The sequence below is a fragment of the Agrilactobacillus composti DSM 18527 = JCM 14202 genome (assembly GCF_001436375.1).
Taxonomy (GTDB): domain Bacteria; phylum Bacillota; class Bacilli; order Lactobacillales; family Lactobacillaceae; genus Agrilactobacillus; species Agrilactobacillus composti.
In genome coordinates this window covers 1-19,883 of record NZ_AZGA01000087.1, presented here as the reverse complement: position 1 = coordinate 19,883, position 19,883 = coordinate 1, and the positions used below count along the sequence as shown (strand labels likewise).

Genomic DNA, 19,883 nt, shown 5'->3' with positions numbered 1-19,883 from the left:
ACATGCCAAAACTCATTGATTTCCCACTAATATTTACGAATATTCCTAGATTGCTTAAGGCATTGCCAGTTACCTTAGAAATTACATTTTTCGCCATGATTTTTGGATTAATACTGGGCTTATTGTTAGCCGTGATCAAAATCAACAAAATTCCCGTATTATCACAAATTTCTGCTGTATTTGTGTCCTTCATCCGGGGGACACCTTTACTGGTGCAATTGTATATTTCCTATTACGCAGTGCCAATTTTATTAAAATATATCAATTATTATAACCATACCAATTTTAATGTGAATGCTGTACCAGCGCTATTGTTCGTCTTGATTGCTTTTTCCTTAAATGAAGCAGCTTACAATTCGGAGAATATCCGTGCCGCTTTGTTATCCGTAGATCGGGGCGAAATTGAAGCCGCCCAATCTCTAGGTATGACCAAATGGCAAGTTTTAAAACGGGTCACGATTCCTAACGCCACCGTCGTCGCCTTGCCAACTTTGGGGAATGCCTTCATTGGTTTGATGAAGAATACCTCGCTAGCTTTTGTGGCTTCCGTGGTGGACATGACCGCGCAAGGCCAGATTTTGGCCGGTAGCAACTACCGTTATTTTGAAGTTTATCTTTCTTTGGCCATTATTTATTGGATCATGACCATCATTACTGAACAGATTTTGAAACTGTTGGAAAAACGGTTAACAATTTTCCAAAAAGCAACCCAAGTGGCTGCGCCCGCCAGTACGCGGCGCTTTTGGCAAAGATCTCGATTGGAGGTAGCGGTTCATGATCAACATTCAACATCTCACGAAGCAGTTCAATCACCAAACCGTATTTGAGGATTTGAATTTACAAATTGACACCGGTGAAGTGGTAGGCATCATCGGACCTTCCGGGGCAGGCAAGTCCACGTTACTGCGGTGCTTGAATTTACTAGAGACCCCAGATGCTGGTAGCATTCAAATCAACGACCAGAAATTTGTAGCTCCTAAGATTGCTGACCGGGATAAAATTAAATTTCGCCAAGAAACCAGCATGGTTTTTCAACAGTTCAATTTATTTCGACAAAAAACTGTTTTAGAGAACGTGACAGAAGGCTTAATTACCGTCCAAAAACGCAGTAAAGCTGAAGCTGAAACCATCGCCCGGACCCAAATTGAAGCAGTGGGTCTGACGGATCGCATCGATTACTATCCCCAACAACTATCCGGGGGGCAAAAACAACGGGTGGGAATTGCTCGCAGCTTAGCCATGCAGCCTAACATCTTGCTATTAGACGAACCCACGTCGGCGCTAGATACGGAGCTGGTAGATGAGGTGTTGATCACGATTCAACAAGTCGTGGAGACCCAAAAGAATCTCACCGTGATCATCATTTCCCACGAGTTATCTTTTATCCGCGATGTGGCTTCTAGGATCGTCGTTTTTGATGTGGGCGGTATTGTGGAACAAGGCACACCTACGGAAATTTTTACAACGCCTAAAAAGGAACGGACAAAACAATTCTTGCAAAGCTATCAACGGCAAGCATTGACCAGCTAATATCAAATTGAGGTGAAAAAAATGACAACAGCCTATCGGGTGAGTGAGATTTGGCAGTTAGCCGATGTGTATTATATAAGGCGTCAAACAAAGATCCATGGGCATTCAGTCGATCATCGAATGGAGTTTGATGAAGATTTTAATGAGAAATATCATTATATATTATTAGCCCAAGGGGACGACCCCATCGGGACTTGCCGGGTAAATTTTGAACATCAAGACTATGGCAAAATTGAACGGGTGGCTATTCTAGAAAAATTTCAGCATCAAGGATTTGGCCGGGAACTGATTAGTGCGGCCGAGGACTGGATTGAAGATAAGGGCTTCGCAAAAGCGGTCATTACCAGCGTTGATACAGCGGTGGGATTTTATGAAAAATTGGGTTACACGCCGAATTATGAAATTAAATATGAAGACACTGATTTCCCCATCGTGTATATGGCAAAGCAGTTCAAGTCCATTGACCAACGAGAAGTTGGCTAAATTTTAAAATAAGTTGGAGGCCAGATGAATGACACAATTAAATGAAGCAGCACGTTTGAAAATATTATCAGATTTAGTGGCTATTCCTTCTGTGAATGGTTCGGAACAATTAGTGGCCGAATACTTAGAAAATTTATTAGCCCAATATGGCATTGAATCAGAAGTTGTACAATTTTCAGAAAAGCGGGCAAATCTTGTGGCTGAAATCGGTTCTGGACGCCCAGTGTTAGGTATTTCTGGGCATCTAGATGTGGTGTCTCCTGGGGATGCAAAGGCTTGGCTTAGTGGAGATCCCTTCACGTTAACTGAAAAAGACGGCCGGTTATATGGTCGGGGCTCAGAAGATATGAAATCCGGCCTGGCTGCTATGGCCATTGCCCTCATTGAAATTAAGGCTGCTAAAACCTTGAAGCAGGGCACGTTACGCTTTTTAGCAACTGTTGGTGAAGAAGTCGGTGAACCTGGGGCAGAACAACTCCAAGCCCAAGGCTATTTTGAAGATGTGGATGCCTTAATTATCGGTGAACCCACCGGCTACAATATTGTTTACGCCCATAAGGGACCGGTGAATATCACCTTAACCTCCCATGGGGAAGCAGCCCACAGTTCCACCCCGGAGGCGGGCTATAATGCGTTAAATCCATTATTCGTCGTGTTAAATCAAGCCAATACTTTCTTTGATAATTTACAAGTTGAAAATGAGACCCTAGGGAAAGTTATTTTCAATCCCACCGTTTTTCATGGGGGCGATCAAGTAAATACTATTCCCGGACTGGCTACGGCAGAAGTTAACGTTCGGACCATTCCGGAATTTGATAATCACGCCGTTGTCCAGGCATTGCAAACGATCATTGATCAAGAAAATGCCAAGGGTGCTGATATTACCTTAGATGTCACCATGAATTTAGCCCCTGTAGCTGGGGCTAAGGACTCCCGATTAGTGGATTTGGCAACGACAATTGGCCAAGATTATAGTACCCAGCAAATTGACGCCACGGCCAAGTCTTATGGTACCGATGCATCGAAGTTTTTGATCGACAAGGCAGATGGTTTCCCTGTGATTATCTTTGGCCCCGGTAATGATACTGCCCACAAAGTGAATGAATATGTTGATAAGCAAATGTATTTCGATTTCGTGGATTTGTACCAACGCCTGTTCAGCACGTATTTGAATGAAGCTAAAGTGCCAAGTGTATCAAAGGCCAAAGCAAAGCCATAAAAAATAAGGTATGCGCCGTAAATTTGGCCATACCTTATTTTTATGGGCTACCAGATGGTGATAGCTTATTTTGGCTAGGTGAGATCAACTGAAATACAATTGATTAAGCATGGATTAATCAGTATGCAAAGTTATATTCTAAAATATTGCTTAACTTGACAAATTTCAAAAGATAGCTAAGATTGTATTATAAATAAATAAGCCAATGATTAAAAGATGAGTAAATATCAAAAGCTTTCTAGAGAGTCGTGGGGTGGTGCAACACGATAAGTGGTGATATTGAAGTATGGTCTTTGTATAATCTTAACTTCTGAACTTTGGTTAGGAAGTTATGGGTACGCCCATTAACGCGTAGGAGTATCGCCGTTTGGCCGTACTTTTTGAGGCATCATAGCTTGCGTTATGATGTAAATTTAGGTGGTACCGCGATTATATCGTCCTATGGAATCAATTGATTCTATAGGATTTTTTTATTGGGCAAATTTCTGGGAGGTATTATTTTGAAGTTAACTAGATTAGTTTTAGCAGGGGCAGTATTGATGACTGTCGGGATTTTAACCAAGGGCAGTCCAAACGTGGCCCAAGCTGCCAGTAGCAAGCAGATTTTGAATTGGACTGAAAGTATCGAGTTAGCCACAGCGGATGCTTCAAAGGCAACGGACACCTTGAGTTTCAACGTCTTATTGAATACCCAAGAGGGACTTTATCGCCTAGACAAAAATGGCACACCCAAGTTAGCGTTAGCGAAGTCAGCCAATGTTTCTAAGGATGGCTTGACCTACACCTTTGAATTACGTCATGGTGCGAAGTGGAGTAATGGTGATCCAGTGGTGGCTAAGGACTTTGTTTATGCCTGGCAACGGACACTCGATCCCAAAACAACGTCCCAAGATGCGTTTTATTTGTATCAGGTCAAAAATGCCAAAGCCATCAATCAAGGTAAAGCCCAAGCGGATACTTTAGGCATTAAGGCTGATGGGGATTATAAGTTGACGGTGACGTTGGACAAGCCAGTTTCTTATTTCAAAAAACTATTAGCTTGGCCATTGTTCTTCCCGCAAAATCAAAAGGTTGTGACCCAATACGGCAAGGATTATGGGACTAAGTCAGAGAATACCGTTTCAAATGGGCCCTTTAAATTAACAAAGTGGACAGGTACTAATGATAGCTGGACCTTGGTTAAGAACAAAGACTATTGGGATCAAAAGCAGGTTAAACTAAGCCAAATCAATGAATCGGTCATTAAAGATCCCCAAACGGGTTTAAATTTATATCAAAATCATAAAGTTGATGAAACACTATTAACTGGAACCCAGGTACCTAATTTAAAAACCCAAGCTGATTTTGTGGCTAGAAAGTCGTCGAACTTAACCTATCTGGATATGAATCAAAAACAAGTGGCCGCCTTTAAAAATAAACAAGTTCGTCAAGCGATTTCTTTAGCCATTAATCGGACGGCGTTGGTTAAAAATGTGTTGCAAGATGGTTCCACAGCACCCCTTGGCTTTACACCCGTTGGTTTAGGGACGGATCCTAGTAATGGTAAGGACTTTGCCAAGGAAACAGTTGTGAAATCGGCCGTTACCAATAACTTGACTAAAGCTAAGCAATTATTGAAAGCCGGTTATAAAGCCACCAACACCAAACACCTAGATCTGACTTTAACCACTGATGACACCCAAGAAGCAAAATCCACCGCTGAGTTTGTGCAAAATTCGTTGGAAAAACTACCGAACGTCAAAATCACCATTAAAAATTTGCCAAAAGTTCAACGCTTGACCCAACAGAAACAAGGTAATTATCAGTTGATCATTACCGGGTGGCAATCTGTTTTCGCTGATCCCATCAACTTTTTGGATGTTTGGGAAGCTAATTCTGCTTATAATACCGCTGGTTGGAAAAATGCAAAATTTGACGGTTATCTTGATGCCGCTGAAAATAAATACGCCAATGATCCCCAAAAGCGCTGGACTGCTTTACAAAATGCCGAGAAATTATTACTGAATGAACAGGCTACTGTCCCATTATACCAAGCTACCAAAGCTCAATTACTCAATACAAAGGTAAAGGGGATTGTTTATAACGGTTCTGGTGTACCTTATGATTGGAAGACAACATATATTAAGTAAAGGGAGGTCATATTTTGAATTATGCCATTGATACACAGGCACTACTAAAGGACTTTATAACTTATGCCAAGGTCAATACCCGCTCTGATGAATCAGCGCCCATGGATCAGATTCCCACCACACCCGGCCAGACAAAATTAGCCCAAATATTGGCGCAACAGTTGCGAGACTTAGGTGGGGTGTCAGAAATTAAGCTGAACCCAGCCAATGGCTATTTAACGGCGTTACTGCCTAGTAATCTCACTGAATCCGTAGCCAGTATCGGTTTTATTGCCCATTTAGATACGGCTGATTACGAAGCTGACCATGTCCAACCTCAAATTTACAATAACTATGACGGCAGTGATATTCACTTTAAAAATGGCCTGGCACTAACAACCCAACAATTTCCGAATTTAAAGCATTATCTGGGGCAGACCTTAATTACCACCGATGGTACCACTTTATTAGGCGTTGATGATAAAGCCGGAATCGCAGCAATCATCGCTGCCGTGCGCTACTTGTTAGCCCATCCGGAAGTCAAGCATGGGCCAATCAAAATTGCTTTTGGACCGGACGAAGAAATTGGCCGTGGTGCTGATCGCTTTGACGTGGCTGATTTTGCCAGTGAATTCGCCTATACGTTGGATAATGGCTTGGTGGGTGAAATTGAGTATGAGACCTTCAATGCTGCCCAGGCGGTGATCGACATACAGGGTACGAGTGTTCACCCAGGGGATGCCAAGGGACAGCTGGTCAATGCCATCAGCATTGCTGAAGCCATTGACCAAGCCGTTCCCCAAGATCAGCGGGCTGAAGATGTGGCAGGTTATGATGGCTTCTATCTATTATTAAGCTTTAAAGGTAATATTGATCATGCCCAATTGGTCTATATTGTCCGGGACTTTGACCACACTAATTTTTTGAAGCGCAAACAACAGTTGATTGATATTGTGGCAAATTTGAATCAAACTTACGCTGAACCCAGGGTCACTATGACAATGACCGACCAATACTACAACATGGCCGATATCATCAAAAAAGATCCTTACCCCATTGACTTGGCCAAGACAGCGCTGCGTCAGTTAGGGATTGAGCCATTTATTCGACCTTTTAGGGGCGGGACAGACGGGTCTAAAATTACGTATAAAGGGATGCCCACCCCCAACCTATTCAATGGCGGTGAAAATTTCCATGGACCATACGAATTTGTGACCTTAGAGGCCCTGGGCAAAGTGGCGGAAACCGTCATTGAAATCAGCAAGATCCACGCCCTGCAGCGGCACAAATCATAAAAAATCTCCGACTTTAGAATGGATTTTCTAAAGTCGGAGATTTTTTGATGATGGCTATTCTTCAATTAAGGTGACGTCATAACCCTGTCCCTTCAAAATTGTGGAAGCATTATAAGGCCCGATCCCGGCCCGATAAGTGATATAGACTGGCTTATCTTTAGGAATCTCAGTAATCCGGTCCCGCAATTGGGAAAGGGGGATGTTGGCCGTAGCCTTGATGCTGCCAGATTCTGGTCGCCCAGGTTCGCGGATATCTAAGAAATACGCTGAAGTTAAAATATCGGCGGCAATATCGGCAGCTTTAATGGTGGCCACTTGGCGGGTGAGTTGGTTGATGGCCACATAACCCGCAATATTGATGATATCTCGGGTCGATGAATAAGGTGGGGAGTAAGGGACCTCGATATCGGGTAAATCATAAACATTTAAGTGCCCCCGGATAGCCGCCGAAATTTGCGAAATTCGTTTATCCACGCCGGTCTTACCGACGGCTTGGGCACCGAGGATCTTTCCTTGGGTATCAAAAATTAATTTGAAATTAACACGGGTAGCACCTGGATAGAAATAGGCATGGTCATAGGGTGTGATAAATATTTTCTTGTAATCGGTTATGCCATTGGCTTGTAGCATGACTTCGGTATAGCCCGTGTAACTCACGGTTAAATTAAAGAACTTAGAAACCCCAGCCCCAACGATACCCTGGTATTCAAAGGGGGCACCTACCATGATGTCAGCTAACAGGTGACCTTGGCGATTGGCGGGGCTAGATAACACACTAGGGGTTGGTAAACCAGTGATGTAGTTAATGGTCTCGATGGCATCCCCAATGGCGTAGATATGCGGTTGATTAGTTTGGAAGCGACTGTTCACCACGATATGGCCAGTATCAGTGAGGGCTATTTTAGCGTTAGCTGCCAGTTGGGTATTAGGGTGAACCCCAGTCCCAATAAAAATCATATCTGCGGTTAAAGTTGTGCCATCATCCAATTGAAGCTCATGTTTGTCGTTATCTAAGCTGGCAACGGAATGCCCGGTTAGGATTTTAATGTCATGTTTTCTCAGTTCTTTAGCCACAACCTCAGCGATTTCTTGATCATAAGGTGAGGCAATAGTACTAGATCGCTCAATAATCGTAACGTCTAGACCCAGAGTGTTAAAACTTTCAGCCAATTCAATGCCAATAGCGCCGCCACCTAAGATGGCGACCCGCTTAGGATGGTTAATATCAATAAATTCTTTCATGGCATCGGCGTTATCAATGGTTCGCAGCACAAAGGCATTATCGGCTTGGTCTAAATTTTTGATGGGGGGTAAGGTAGGACTGGCACCAGTGGCTAACAGCAATTCATCATAAGTTTCCGTGTAGGTCTCATTATTTAACGTATCATGAACGGTTAATTGCTGCTTTGCCGGCTCAATATTGGTCACGTTGCTAAATAAACGTACGTCAATGTTATTTTTTTCTTTCAAGATCTCAGGCGTCCGTTCAATCAAGGCTTCTCGATCTGGAATGACCCCGCTTAAATAATAAGGTAGCGCACAACTGGCAACAGAAATAGCAGAATGACGCTCTAAAATAATGATTTCAGCAGTTTCATCTAGCCGGCGCAGACGTGTGGCAAAAGATGGGCCACCGGCAATACCGCCAACAATAACATATTTCATTTCTTAACCTCCTTACTTTGTTGTAACAGGAACTAGTTGTTGATAAGTTCATCTTACCGGGATAAGCGCAAAGTGGCAAGCAATAACAGTTTGCCCTGTTGTTGCTTGCCACGATCAATCGCTCAAGTGCGGACCTAGATTAGATTTTTGTTATTTAACTTAGTCAATAAGACCCCAAGATCGGCTAAAATTTGTTGGCCGATGGGTTGGTGGAAGAAGTTCACCACGGTTGCCCCAGCATAAGGGGGTAATTGGGCCAATAGTTTGGCAAGTAAATCCTGTTGACTTAACGGATTATTGGGAGAACCCAGGGGATTGGCTACTCGGACCGTTAACGTTTTGCCAGTGGTGGTCAACACGGTCAGTGCGGTGGGTCGGGTGGTGGGATCAGGGATTTCTCGCATGGGATTGCGGCTAAACTTAGGCAAATCTTTGATAAAGTCCGTGGGAACCGGCCCCTTGTGAAAGGCGGTGGTTGGTAAAACGCCATAATTTAAGGTTAGCCACACCACATATTCAATGGAAAATTTACCTTCCTGACCATTCTGGGGATGGTCAAAGCGCAGGGCATCGCTGACACTGCTGGGAAAATTAATGGTAATTTGCGCACAATGGGGCATATCAATACCAAGCTGGTGCAGTTTTTGTGCTGCTGCATACCCCGACATTGCTTCTGAACAAAAAGGTTGGGTTTTAAACCAGATCCCGGGTTGGTGAATTTGACCAGGTTTTAACCAAGTTGCATCTAAGTCAGTTGCATTAAATGGATAGTTCCCTAAAGCGGCGAACCAACCGCGATCTTCAATAAAAGGATCGGGGGCAGCGTGGAGACCAGCTTGAATGCACAGCCAAGCGGTCACGGCATTGCGGGCCGCAAAACCAGCATTTAAAGGTTTTCCGTCGGTGCCCACTTGAATTTCTAACGCCGTGGCTTGGGTGGCCGCAATAGATAATAGCATTTCAGTGGCTTCGATCGACATTTTCTTATACACGGCAATGGCTGCCGCAGCCGCAATCGTCCCAATGGCACCCGTTGTGTGAATCCCCCTTAAGGAGAGTTGGGGATTTAATAAATGACCAAATTGACCGGCTAGTTCAACCCCCATGACTTGAGCCCACAAAAGGTTCTCCAAGGATTCCGTACCATCACTGATGGCTAATAAAGCTGAGAAAATAACACCACTGGGGTGGCCTTGTAAATTGGTATTGGTGTCATCAATATCTAGATAATGGGCGGCAAAACCATTTAATAAGGCCAAGTGATCTGAGCTAAGGGGTACTTGGTAACCCAAAGCTGGCAGTGCAAAAGACGTTGACGCAAAAGTTTGTTTAAGGTTAAGCACAGCAGCTTCATCCTGGGCCGCAATGACTGCAGCGAGATAATCGATTAAACACAGCTGAGCAGTATGGAGCAGTTCTTGCCGGGCAGCAGGTTCAGGAACTTGAAACAGTAATTTGGCGAGATGGTTGGTGTTAGTTTCAGGGACAGGCATGGCAGTGTCACTTCCTAATTGAATGATAGACCTAATGTTACTTAATGGCGGTTGAACAATGTTAATGGTTTGATTATAGCATGATAAGTAGCAGATTTTTAAATAAATGGGGGGAACATTGCTGGTAAAAAGTTGGGATTGACGTCTTTCAATGGTAGAAAAAAGCGTACTGATGAATTATCAGCACGCCAGCAAGTAGTTATTTGAATAGTAGTAAGAAAAATAGAACAATCGAACTGATAACGTCTAAGGCATCAAAAAAGATATGGGCCATAATGGTAAACCAGATATTGTTGGTAAAGTAATAAACCAAGGCTAAGATGGCCCCCATCAACATATAAGGAATCATTGCAGTAACATTACCTTGAAATCCAGACCAGTGGATTAGACCAAAAAATACGGCAGATACGACAAACATGAGCCAGGTGACAACGCCACGATTTTTAAATTGATAAAATAAGACATACCGGGCTATGACTTCCTCAACGACTGGTCCCATGATACTGGTCAAACTGGTGAGGACGCCTAAAGCAGCCAGCGGCAACGTAAACGTCTCGTTACCGCCACCCATGGTTTGGCCACTATTGGTGGCCCCCATTAATTGCCGAATCAGCGGTAAGGCCAACTGTAAAACCAGCATGACCCCAAATGAAATCAGTAGATTGCGCCAGATATGCTGTCGATATGTGGGCCAATCTTTGGCTAAAAGCGATCTAAATAAATAGATCGCCACAACAAAGGCCAGGGCACTCATGCCCAGGGCTAGCAATGAGCCCACGACTTGGGATTGGACTTTACGCACGAATATCATTGCAACTACTTCAGCCACCATGACCAGTAAAAGGGCAAGTGATTTACCCCATTCAATTTTGATTCTATTTTGCATGATCTATATTCCCCCCCACGTTTAGATGAATGATTAAACATTGTAAATGAAGACCATAAAGTACAATATTTTTTTGCAGATACTGCTATAGGCAAATTTTAACATGGCAACCCAGTCAGTTTCCAGAAATAAGGATTGGGACGTGTTCTTTATGGAAAAAGGGCTAACAATTGTTAACTGCTATTAACCGATAGACTACAAATTCGTATGAATACTAAAGATGAAAACATAATTTTGATAAAACATTATCGTAAGATATATCGAACATTGTTGTAAGATTCATCGTACAATATTAGAAAATAAGAAAAGATGAACTGTCAAAATGCTGTAACTAAAAGGATTTCAAGCTATTAGAAAGTTGATACATTAGATTTATCATGTGAATCTCACCGAAGGGCAAAACACAGGGCTTTTCAAATCCACTTACTTTTTGTTATAATATTTGTCATAAGAAACATAGTATAATATATACTATTGGAGGGAGACAAACAAGTGAAAAAATTTCTGATTGGCGTCGGGGTATTTATCCTAGTATTACTTGCAGCTGGTGGTGTCTTTGCCTATTTTTACACCCGTGGGACGCCTTATTATACGCAAATCACCACAACTGGGCGACAATTTGATGTGATTGATGACGATGGGGTTAAGCGCGATATTGACTTTGCCTATAACCAAATGGCCTATGACCAAGATGGCCATGGCAAAGAATTGGATTTTAATGGTCATAAATCGCGGCCATTAAAAATGAATGCTTACTTGAAGATATCATATAATAAAGATCGAGATCGAGTCTTGAGTTGGGAACAGGTTTCAAAAGCAGATGTTCCTAAAGCCGCCTTATCAAAACTTAATAAATAATTTGATTGGAGGAACTGGGTGATGAACGAACACAAAATTTTACGGGGTTTAAGCTATATTTCAGTTATTTTTGCCCCAATTATTTTTCCGTTAATTGTTTGGCTGGTTTCAGACGCTGGTTCAGCTACACGGGATACGGCAAAACATGCGCTATGGCTGCATATTATTCCAACCATTTTAAGTATCGGTGTCTTCACGATTATTGGGGGAACTGGGTTATTGACCGGCAGCAGCCTTATCACGTCTGGCGTCTCTGGGGTCTTGATGATTCTTTTGGCCATCGTGGATATTTTCTTGGTTGTTTATAACTTGTATAGGGGTATTAAGTTGCTTGCGTCTTAAATTGAAAAGGCCATTCAGTTCACATTTCGTGAACCGAATGGCCTTTTTTGAAACTGTGTATGTTAATGTACATCGTGGTTAAACAATGAGATTCATGATTAATATCATAATTAATCCAACAATTGAAAGGACAGTTGACATAAGCGTCCAAGTCAAGAATGTTTCCTTCATGTCAAATCCAAAATATTCTTTGATGATCCAAAAACTTGCATCATTAACATGAGAACAAATCGCACTACCAGCACCGGTCGCCAATGTGATTAGGGCGAGGTTGACACCGGGTGTACCGGCCAGCATGGGAATAACTAAGCCAGCTGTGGAAATGGCAGCAACCGTTGCTGAACCAAGTGCAATTCGTAAAATTGCCGCAATAATCCAGGCTAGGATAATGGGCGAAATATTGACGCCGTTGAACAAGCTGGCTATGTATTTACCAACACCACCATCAATTAATACTTGTTTAAAGGCACCACCGCCACCAATGATCAGTAACATCATACCAATAGCTGCTGCCGCACTGCCACAAGAATTTCCGATATGTTTCAGTGGGATTCTTTGCTTGATACCCATGGTGTAAACCGCAAGGAGTAATGATATTAGCATAGCTACATCTGCATTACCTAAAAATTCAATAATTTGAAAGACCATGCCCTTGTGAAAACCAGTAAGCTCTTGAATCATAGATATGATTGTGGCAGACATTAAAATAATTACTGGGAACATTGCGGTTAGAATACTAATGCCAAAACTTGGTGTTTCTTCCAAGGGGCGGTCCTTGGCATTCCCCAAAGCAATGACATTACCATCTTTTTGAAAAGCAGTAGGAACTATTTTGCGGTCTAGTTTAGTGAAGAAAATTCCAGATATGATGACTGTTGGGATTGCAACAATAATTCCGTAGATTAATACAATCCCAATACTAGCCTGATAACTAGCGGCAATTACTGTTGGCCCCGGATGTGGTGGTAGGAATGCGTGTGTAACTAACAAGGCTGCCAGCATAGGAATCCCTAAATTAATTGGTTTAATGTGTAATTCTTTAGCGATAGAGAAAATAATGGGTAGTAATAAGACCAGACCAACTTCGAAGAACATAGCAATTCCCACAATGAAGGATGCTATGATAACTGCCCATTGAATTCTTTTTTCACCGAATTTATCAATTAAAGTCATTGCGATCCGCTGAGCACCACCAGCATCTGCCAGGAGCCGTCCCAACATTGCACCGAGTCCAAAAATAATAGCAATATGACCAAGCGTATCGCCCATCCCGGTTTCGATTGTACCAACTATATTTTTTAAAGGAATACCCAAACCTAAGGCGATGACGAAAGAGACGATCAGAAGGGAGACAAATGTATTAAGTTTAAAGTAGGAAATTAGAAATATAAGTAAAATAACACCAAGCAGCACCATAAATAAAGGCATAACATTATTCCTCCTTGATTTGACAAGTAAAATTTCATCAATTTAGTGCAAAAAAATAGAGTAATATCTAGATTCAATATTGGTTATGAACATTGATTCAAAATATTACTCCAACCGATTTACTTGTAAGCTTACTTACTCTCAACAGTTAAATTTTCTGATTTATTTTTATCTAAGGCTTCTTTACCGGCATTAATTGTGGCAACGATCTTATCAACATCATAGACACAACCTTTCCAAGTACCACCACCAACAGATTCAAGAGCAGCCCAAAGTTTAGTATCATCTGGCAAGTCAGGATCTGGGCCAACGCCAGGATGTAGTGGCCGACTTGCCAGAATTTCAGCACCTTCTTCATAAGATACTGGTTGATCTTTGGTACCAATAAAATTGATTTTCCCCTCTAAGTTAATGGTATCTACAATTAGTTCGACGATATCGCCATTTTGAAGCTTGCCAATAGGGCCACCAGAAAGCGCCTCAGGGCCGATATGTCCAAAACAAGCGCCGGTAGAAACACCTGAAAAACGCGCATCAGTAATTAAGGCAACGTGTTTGCCAAAAGAGAGCTGCTTTAAAGCGGAAGTTAATTGGTAGGTTTCTTCCATACCAGTTCCTTGAGGACCACCACCCATGACGACCATAGTGTCGCCTTTATTAATGTCACCCTGAGTTTTCAGCGCTTTAATTGCAGCTTTTTCGGATGTAAATACTTTAATGGGACCTGTATGGCGATAAATGCCATCATCATCAATAACTGATTTGTCGATTGCAGTTGATTTTATAACGGAACCTTCAGGTGCAATATTGCCAACGGGGAAGGTAATAGTTGAAGTTAAGCCCCGGACCTTGGCTTGATCAGGACTCATAATGACTTCGTCTGGAGAAATCCCATCGATTTCTTCAAGACGCTGACGACATAATTTGCGACGGTCGGATTTTTCCCACCAATCTAGATTTTCACCAAGTGTTTGACCAGTAACCGTCATAACATTTTCATGAAGTAGGCCGAGTTTGCGTAAATGTAGCATGACTTCTGGAACACCACCAGCTAGAAATGCATACACAGTTGGGTAGTATACTGGTCCATTTGGTAAAACACTAACTAGTCTTGGTACTTCTTTATTAATACGGGCCCAGTCGTGAACGGTCGGAACATGAAGATTAGCTGCATAGGCTACGGCAGGAATGTGTAACAGTAGGTTTGTAGAACCGCCAAATGCGGCATGAATCATCATAGCGTTTTCAATCGCATCGTCAGTGATAATATCTTTAGTAGTTAAACCAGAATGGATCATATCCGTTGCCGCAACAGCAGAGTCTTTAGCAATCTCTTCCCAGATTGGTTGACCAGAAGGTGCCAAAGCAGAGTGGGGTAGCGCAAGACCCATACCTTCAAATACGACTTGACCAGTTCCTGCAGTTCCTAAGAATTGACAACCACCACCTGCAGAAGCACAAGCTTGACAACCCAAGCGGATGGCATCTTCATAGGATAATTCATGATTAGCAACACGGACACCAATTGTTTGTACTGTTCCAGCGTCCTCACCAATTGTTGGCATTAAAGTTGCGCCGCCAGGAACAAGTACTGTTGGCAAGTCATGCATACTTGCTAATGCCATGACCATTGCTGGGAGGCCCTTGTCACAAGCGGCGACCCCAATTACCGCTTTTCTTGTTGGTAAAGATCGGATTAAGCGTCGAAATACTGTGGCAGCATCATTTCGATAAGGTAAGGAGTCAAACATACCGGTAGTTCCTTGAGTCCGGCCATCGCAAGGATCAGTTACATAAGCAGCATAAGGGACGCCACCTAGGGCTGTGATTTTATCGGCAGCGGACTTAACTTGTAGACCTAGTTCAAAATGGCCAGTATGTAACCCAACAGCAATTGGATGGCCATCTTCAGCACGCATACCACCCAAAGTGCTTAAAATCATGACGTCATCACCGGCAAGCTTTGAAGCCTGCCAGCCCATGCCAGCATTTAAGGTCATGCCAAAGACATCACCACTGGGGGCTTTAATTAGTTCATCGCGGGTTAATGGGAGAGTTCCCGCTGGTCCTGCTGCATGAGTTTGAATTGTATCGTATAATTTTTTGTCTTCATTGCCAAAAATTGATGTGAGACTCATAATATTTTGTCCTTTCTATCATTGCCGGCGGCTTAACTTAATTAACAGTTTCTTCTGCTAAAATATTTGACATGTCGATAGCGTTAAGAATTTGTTTAATTTGATTTGTTTGTGCAGGTGTTGCTGGTGAAATTGGTGATTTGCAATAACCTTGGAGATTAAGGCCTCGTAAAATCATAGCCTGTTTAATAATTGGAATGAAGCAAGGGGTGATGTCATATAGGGACATCAATTGGTCAATAATGATTTGAATTTGATTGATTTCATCCCAGTTTTTAGAATTGGTAGCTTTAACTAGTTTGACAAATAATTCGGGGTATAAATTGGACAAAGCACCAATACCACCATTACCGCCTGAAAGTACATTTCTCGTATAATTCTCGTCAAAGCCAGAATAAATTTCAAAGTTAGGATACTTGGGTGCAATAGCTCGAATTAATTTTCGGGTGTGGGCCATATCTGAGACGGTATCTTTGTAACCAACAATATTTGGAAAATCATGAATTAATTTTAGAGTCAATTCTGGCGAGAGATCATAACCGGTACGTGCTGGGAAATTATAAAGGTAAACGTTGCAATTGACACTTTGAGCGATTTTGCCAAAGTAATCATACAAAATATCCTCGGAAAGGCCGAAGTAGTACGGGCTCATCAATATGATATCTTTAGCGCCCTTTTCGACAGCATATTGGGATAGTTCAATACTTTCCTCAACAGTCATGCAGCCAGTACCATATAATGTTTTGATTCTACCGTGAATATGGGTAATGGATAAATCAATTAGCTGCTTTTTTTCTTCATGAGTTAGGGCATAAAATTCGCCAGCACTTCCCATGATCAATAAGCCGTCAATACCAGCATCTATTAAAAAGTCATAGATATGTAGATTGCTCTGAGTGTCTAAATTGCCATTCTCATCGAAGGCAGTAATTACGGGTGTCATAAATTTTGGGTTAGTCATGAGCATTGGTCCTTTCATTGAGAAGAGTAGTAAGATTTGATCAGCAGTTAACAAATTTACATCTGAGTAAATAGTAGATACGTGAATACGGGAGGCTAACTTATAGGTTCATGATGCGAAGTTTCTTAATAAGCAACCGTGTTTATTATTTGATAACAATCATATCTTAGCATTTCTGTAAGCGCTGTCAATAGCGATTATTATTCTTTTTGAATATTTAAGTGATTTCAATATCTATCAATATTGTGATGTGTGGTGCAAATGCTGATCATTTGAAAATATTATTTTTTTAAATTGAGTAATTACTGAAAATGTTGCTAGACTTATCCTGATTTTTAGTTATAATGTTGCTTATGAAGAAACATTGTTTCGCTTGGAGGCGTAAATTTTGGAGCAAGCAAAAAAAGAATCCGTTTACGGATCCGTTATGTTAAAAGCAAAAGATATCATGAACTTCATTACAGATTGTGACGTACCGCCCCGACTGATTGATATTAGTCGAAACACTGACATGAATAAGGGAACAGTGCTTAAAATATTACGAACGCTTGAACTATGTGGCTATGTCCGTTGTCAAGGACAAGAGAAGCGTTATTGTTTAGGCACTATCTTTTTAAAATATGCTCAAACATCCCTATCAAATTTTGATATAAGCGAAGTTGCAGAGCCGTTTATGGCTAAGCTCAGAGATGAGACAGGTGAAACTGTTAATTTGGGCATATTGGAAAATAATATGGCACTGCTTTTACAAAAACTTGAAAGTCCTAGTAGTATTCAGTTGATTTCTTCAATTGGCAAGGGTCTTAGACTTTATACTTCCGCGATGGGGAAGGCTATTTTATCTACCTTTTCTGATGATGAGTTAGCTAGTTATATTGAACAAACAACTCTAGAGAAAGTTGCACCAAACACAATTACGGATAGAAATTCTCTTCTTGAAGATATCAAACTTACCAAGGAACGTGGATATGCATTGGAGGACCGTGAAAATCAACCAGATGTGGTTTGTGTTGGCTTTGCCCTGGTAAAAAATGATAAACTCTTTGGTGCTTTGAGCATTAGTGCACCTAAATATAGAGTTGAACAAAAAGATTTAGAGATGTTTATTCAGTTTGGGATGGTCGCTCAAAAAAATATTATTAACGCACTTTAATATAGAAAAGTAATGAATTGATTTCTAATGAAATACAATGATTATATCTGATATGCTTAAAATTATTCCTTCAGACTATACTTACGAGAATTTTGTCACTTCTCAAGTGTAGACTGAGGGACTTTTTATTTGCCAAACAATCAGGCTTTACAGATATTAAGGTGTAAATATAAAATATGCTCGGAATACTTTTTGAATAATTCGTGTGGATTTCTGTACATACTCTGATAAAATAGGTATTATGGTTCACTGTATTTTTTTGATTGATCAGAGATTTTAACAGGTAATGGGGGGATTGTTTTGGATAATTTAATACAAGTTTACCTAAAAAAGGCGCAGGAGTTGGCGCAGGTGCTGCTTGATACATATGATGTACCGAATCGAGATTTATCACTGGACAGTTACTATCACAATATTACTTACTTATACACCCACAAAAAAATTGAGGGTTATGACCATGATGACGCCAGCAACGTTTATGCTTTATGCCAAGACCCGCAGCAGATTTCTGAATCAGACTTACAGTTGTTACAACATTTGATTGAAAAATTCACGCATGTTAATACCGGGCCTGCCAAACTGCGTCAAGTCTTTGAAAAACTAAGTATTAAGTCTAAAAACGCGTTGATTGCTGGTAATGCGCAGCTAGACAGCTTTCATAATTATCTTCATGTTAAACGCCAAGTCGAAACGGATTTTGAGTATGTTTTAACCCAAATTGTTCCCAGTTCTCCTAAGACATTGACATTAATTGTGGGCAATGTAGGGGATGGGAAATCCCATTTATTGTCTGTGATGCAAACAAGGCATGAAGCCATGTTTGAAAAATTTGCCATCCATATCCATAATGACGCCACTGAAAGCTTTGACCCGGCCAAGACGGCTTTGGAGACCATGGCCGATGTATTGGCCCCCTTTAATGACGTCAATATTCATGATGGGCATGATTACCATCTTATCGTGGCCATCAACATGGGGGTATTAGTGAATTTTTCAAGGTATATTTCCGCTGAAGCTAGCCAGTTTTCCGAGTTCCTAACATTTTTAAACGCTTCCAAAATTCTGACTGATGCAGATGTGCCGGGTGATAAAAAGGAAATTTTTCAAATATTGACCTTTAGAGACTCACCTTTTTATGAATTAGCTGACAATAAAGTGAGCAGTTCTTTGATAACCGAGTTATTGCACAAAATAACTCAGGAAACGACGGACAATCCGTTTTGGCAGGCTTACCAACAAGACCGGCAAGCTCACCGAACCGATATTGTGCTAACCAATTACGAAATTTTACTGAATCCTAAGGTGCAGGCATGTTTGGTGCGTTTGTTGACGGGGATTCAGATTCAATTTCAACAAATTTTGTCCATGCGTCAGATTTTAAATTTCTTTCATGATATTATTGTGCCGCCAACTAATCAAACCACCAACTTCAAGGCTTTAATGCCTTACCTGCTATTTGAAGGTCAGAGACGTTCGAGCATTTTAGCGGCCGTCAGTGCCTTAGACCCGGCTGCCAATCAAAATCAATTGATCGATAATTTCAACAGTCGTATTTTTAATACGTTGAATTACGAAGCAGAAGTTAAACATATCTTTAATCAAAATGGCTTAAATATTGGGATATTCACGACCTTTTTTAATAATTTATCCCACTATCAAAGTAAAGTCGATGCCCAATTAAATCATACTTATCGTATCAATTTCTTTTTAAGAGTCCTTTTCCTACTGGACGATGAAAATCCAGCCTTTGCAACGCCCGCGTATACTGATTTTATTCAAGCGCTGGGGCAAGCAGAGCAGGGCCGTTTTACGAAGGAACTGCAAACTGCCTTTCAACAAGGGATTCTAAATTGGAATGGTAAAACTAAAAATGGCTATATGCTGAAAAGTAGGACGCATCATAATCTAGCCATTAAAGTGTCATTTAGGTTAAGAGACAAGCAACCGATTCAGCGAGATAAGGCCAATATTGTGATTTTTGCCCAAATCACTAATGCTAATTCTGAAATTGAAGATTGCAAAGTGGTGATCGACTATAAGGTATTTTCACTGCTCATCAAGATTCAAAATGGGTATATCATCAGAAACGATGATATTGAGAATGCCGTTGATTTTGATAAGTTTGTGCAGCGATTAGTGGGTGATAGTCAAACCGATGCGGTTATTATTACCGACCCTGAGCTACCCCACCAGTATAAGTTGGAAAAAGGGATGTTTGGTTTTATTTTGGAGGATGCCAATGAATGAGACGGTCGATACATTATTAGCTAAACCTGAATTATTCACTCATAATAAAATAAAAGACGTAACTCCTTGAGTTACGC

16 protein-coding genes and 1 other annotated feature are annotated in these 19,883 nt (G+C 41.3%); of the genes, 10 read left to right on the top strand and 6 right to left on the bottom strand.

Annotated features, from left to right (window positions below; genetic code table 11):
* The first annotated feature begins 2 nt into the window (after positions 1-2).
* The 6 genes from FC83_RS14370 to pepT all read left to right on the top strand — a co-directional run bounded on the left by FC83_RS14370 (position 3) and on the right by pepT (position 6,635).
* Entirely contained in the window at positions 3-827 is an 825-nt protein-coding gene (locus FC83_RS14370; protein WP_081763063.1) for an amino acid ABC transporter permease, read from the top strand.
* Positions 775-1,530: an amino acid ABC transporter ATP-binding protein gene (locus FC83_RS14365; RefSeq protein ID WP_035452494.1), complete on the top strand. Its 756-nt coding sequence runs from the start codon at positions 775-777 to the stop codon at positions 1,528-1,530. The genes FC83_RS14370 and FC83_RS14365 overlap by 53 nt, the downstream gene beginning before the upstream one ends.
* Positions 1,531-1,551: 21 nt before the next feature.
* On the top strand, positions 1,552-2,013 hold the full coding sequence (locus FC83_RS14360; RefSeq protein ID WP_035452491.1) for a GNAT family N-acetyltransferase: 462 nt from the start codon (positions 1,552-1,554) through the stop codon (positions 2,011-2,013).
* 28 nt (positions 2,014-2,041) lie between these two features.
* Entirely contained in the window at positions 2,042-3,232 is a 1,191-nt protein-coding gene (locus FC83_RS14355) for an ArgE/DapE family deacylase (RefSeq protein WP_057002925.1), read from the top strand.
* 199 nt (positions 3,233-3,431) lie between these two features.
* Positions 3,432-3,677: a binding site (T-box leader), on the top strand.
* 94 nt (positions 3,678-3,771) lie between these two features.
* On the top strand, positions 3,772-5,361 hold the full coding sequence (locus FC83_RS14350) for a peptide ABC transporter substrate-binding protein (protein WP_201782574.1): 1,590 nt from the start codon (positions 3,772-3,774) through the stop codon (positions 5,359-5,361).
* 14 nt (positions 5,362-5,375) lie between these two features.
* Positions 5,376-6,635: a peptidase T gene (gene pepT, locus FC83_RS14345; RefSeq protein ID WP_052004610.1), complete on the top strand. Its 1,260-nt coding sequence runs from the start codon at positions 5,376-5,378 to the stop codon at positions 6,633-6,635.
* A gap of 54 nt (positions 6,636-6,689) precedes the next feature.
* Here the strand turns inward: pepT and FC83_RS14340 are convergent, their stop codons facing one another.
* The 3 genes from FC83_RS14340 to FC83_RS14330 all read right to left on the bottom strand — a co-directional run bounded on the left by FC83_RS14340 (position 6,690) and on the right by FC83_RS14330 (position 10,679).
* Positions 6,690-8,300 (bottom strand): FAD-dependent oxidoreductase, encoded by a 1,611-nt coding sequence (locus FC83_RS14340; protein WP_057002923.1) that lies wholly within the window; start codon positions 8,298-8,300, stop codon positions 6,690-6,692.
* Between the two features lie 134 nt (positions 8,301-8,434).
* Positions 8,435-9,793, bottom strand: coding sequence for an MmgE/PrpD family protein (locus tag FC83_RS14335; protein WP_052004609.1), 1,359 nt, complete (start codon positions 9,791-9,793; stop codon positions 8,435-8,437).
* A gap of 199 nt (positions 9,794-9,992) precedes the next feature.
* Complete coding sequence (locus FC83_RS14330) at positions 9,993-10,679, bottom strand: CPBP family intramembrane glutamic endopeptidase (protein WP_052004608.1); 687 nt, start codon at positions 10,677-10,679, stop codon at positions 9,993-9,995.
* 492 nt (positions 10,680-11,171) lie between these two features.
* Between FC83_RS14330 and FC83_RS14325 the strand changes: the two genes are divergently transcribed.
* Together FC83_RS14325 and FC83_RS14320 are read left to right on the top strand one after the other, a co-directional pair.
* Positions 11,172-11,537, top strand: coding sequence for a YxeA family protein (locus FC83_RS14325; protein ID WP_035452489.1), 366 nt, complete (start codon positions 11,172-11,174; stop codon positions 11,535-11,537).
* Between the two features lie 18 nt (positions 11,538-11,555).
* Positions 11,556-11,879, top strand: a complete 324-nt coding sequence (locus tag FC83_RS14320) for a magnetosome magnetite crystal formation protein family (protein ID WP_052004607.1) — start codon at positions 11,556-11,558, stop codon at positions 11,877-11,879.
* Positions 11,880-11,957: 78 nt separating this feature from the next.
* Here FC83_RS14320 and FC83_RS14315 read toward each other — a convergent pair whose 3' ends face one another.
* The 3 genes from FC83_RS14315 to FC83_RS14305 all read right to left on the bottom strand — a co-directional run bounded on the left by FC83_RS14315 (position 11,958) and on the right by FC83_RS14305 (position 16,406).
* Positions 11,958-13,307: a gluconate:H+ symporter gene (locus tag FC83_RS14315; protein ID WP_035452484.1), complete on the bottom strand. Its 1,350-nt coding sequence runs from the start codon at positions 13,305-13,307 to the stop codon at positions 11,958-11,960.
* Positions 13,308-13,438: 131 nt separating this feature from the next.
* Positions 13,439-15,445, bottom strand: coding sequence for a YjhG/YagF family D-xylonate dehydratase (locus tag FC83_RS14310; RefSeq protein WP_057002922.1), 2,007 nt, complete (start codon positions 15,443-15,445; stop codon positions 13,439-13,441).
* A 37-nt stretch (positions 15,446-15,482) separates the two neighbouring features.
* Complete coding sequence (locus FC83_RS14305) at positions 15,483-16,406, bottom strand: dihydrodipicolinate synthase family protein (RefSeq protein ID WP_035452482.1); 924 nt, start codon at positions 16,404-16,406, stop codon at positions 15,483-15,485.
* A gap of 388 nt (positions 16,407-16,794) precedes the next feature.
* Between FC83_RS14305 and FC83_RS14300 the strand changes: the two genes are divergently transcribed.
* On the top strand, positions 16,795-17,559 hold the full coding sequence (locus tag FC83_RS14300; protein WP_057002921.1) for an IclR family transcriptional regulator: 765 nt from the start codon (positions 16,795-16,797) through the stop codon (positions 17,557-17,559).
* Positions 17,560-17,910: 351 nt separating this feature from the next.
* Positions 17,911-19,806 (top strand): DNA phosphorothioation-dependent restriction protein DptF, encoded by a 1,896-nt coding sequence (dptF, locus tag FC83_RS14295; RefSeq protein WP_161633795.1) that lies wholly within the window; start codon positions 17,911-17,913, stop codon positions 19,804-19,806.
* Positions 19,807-19,883 lie beyond the last annotated feature (77 nt).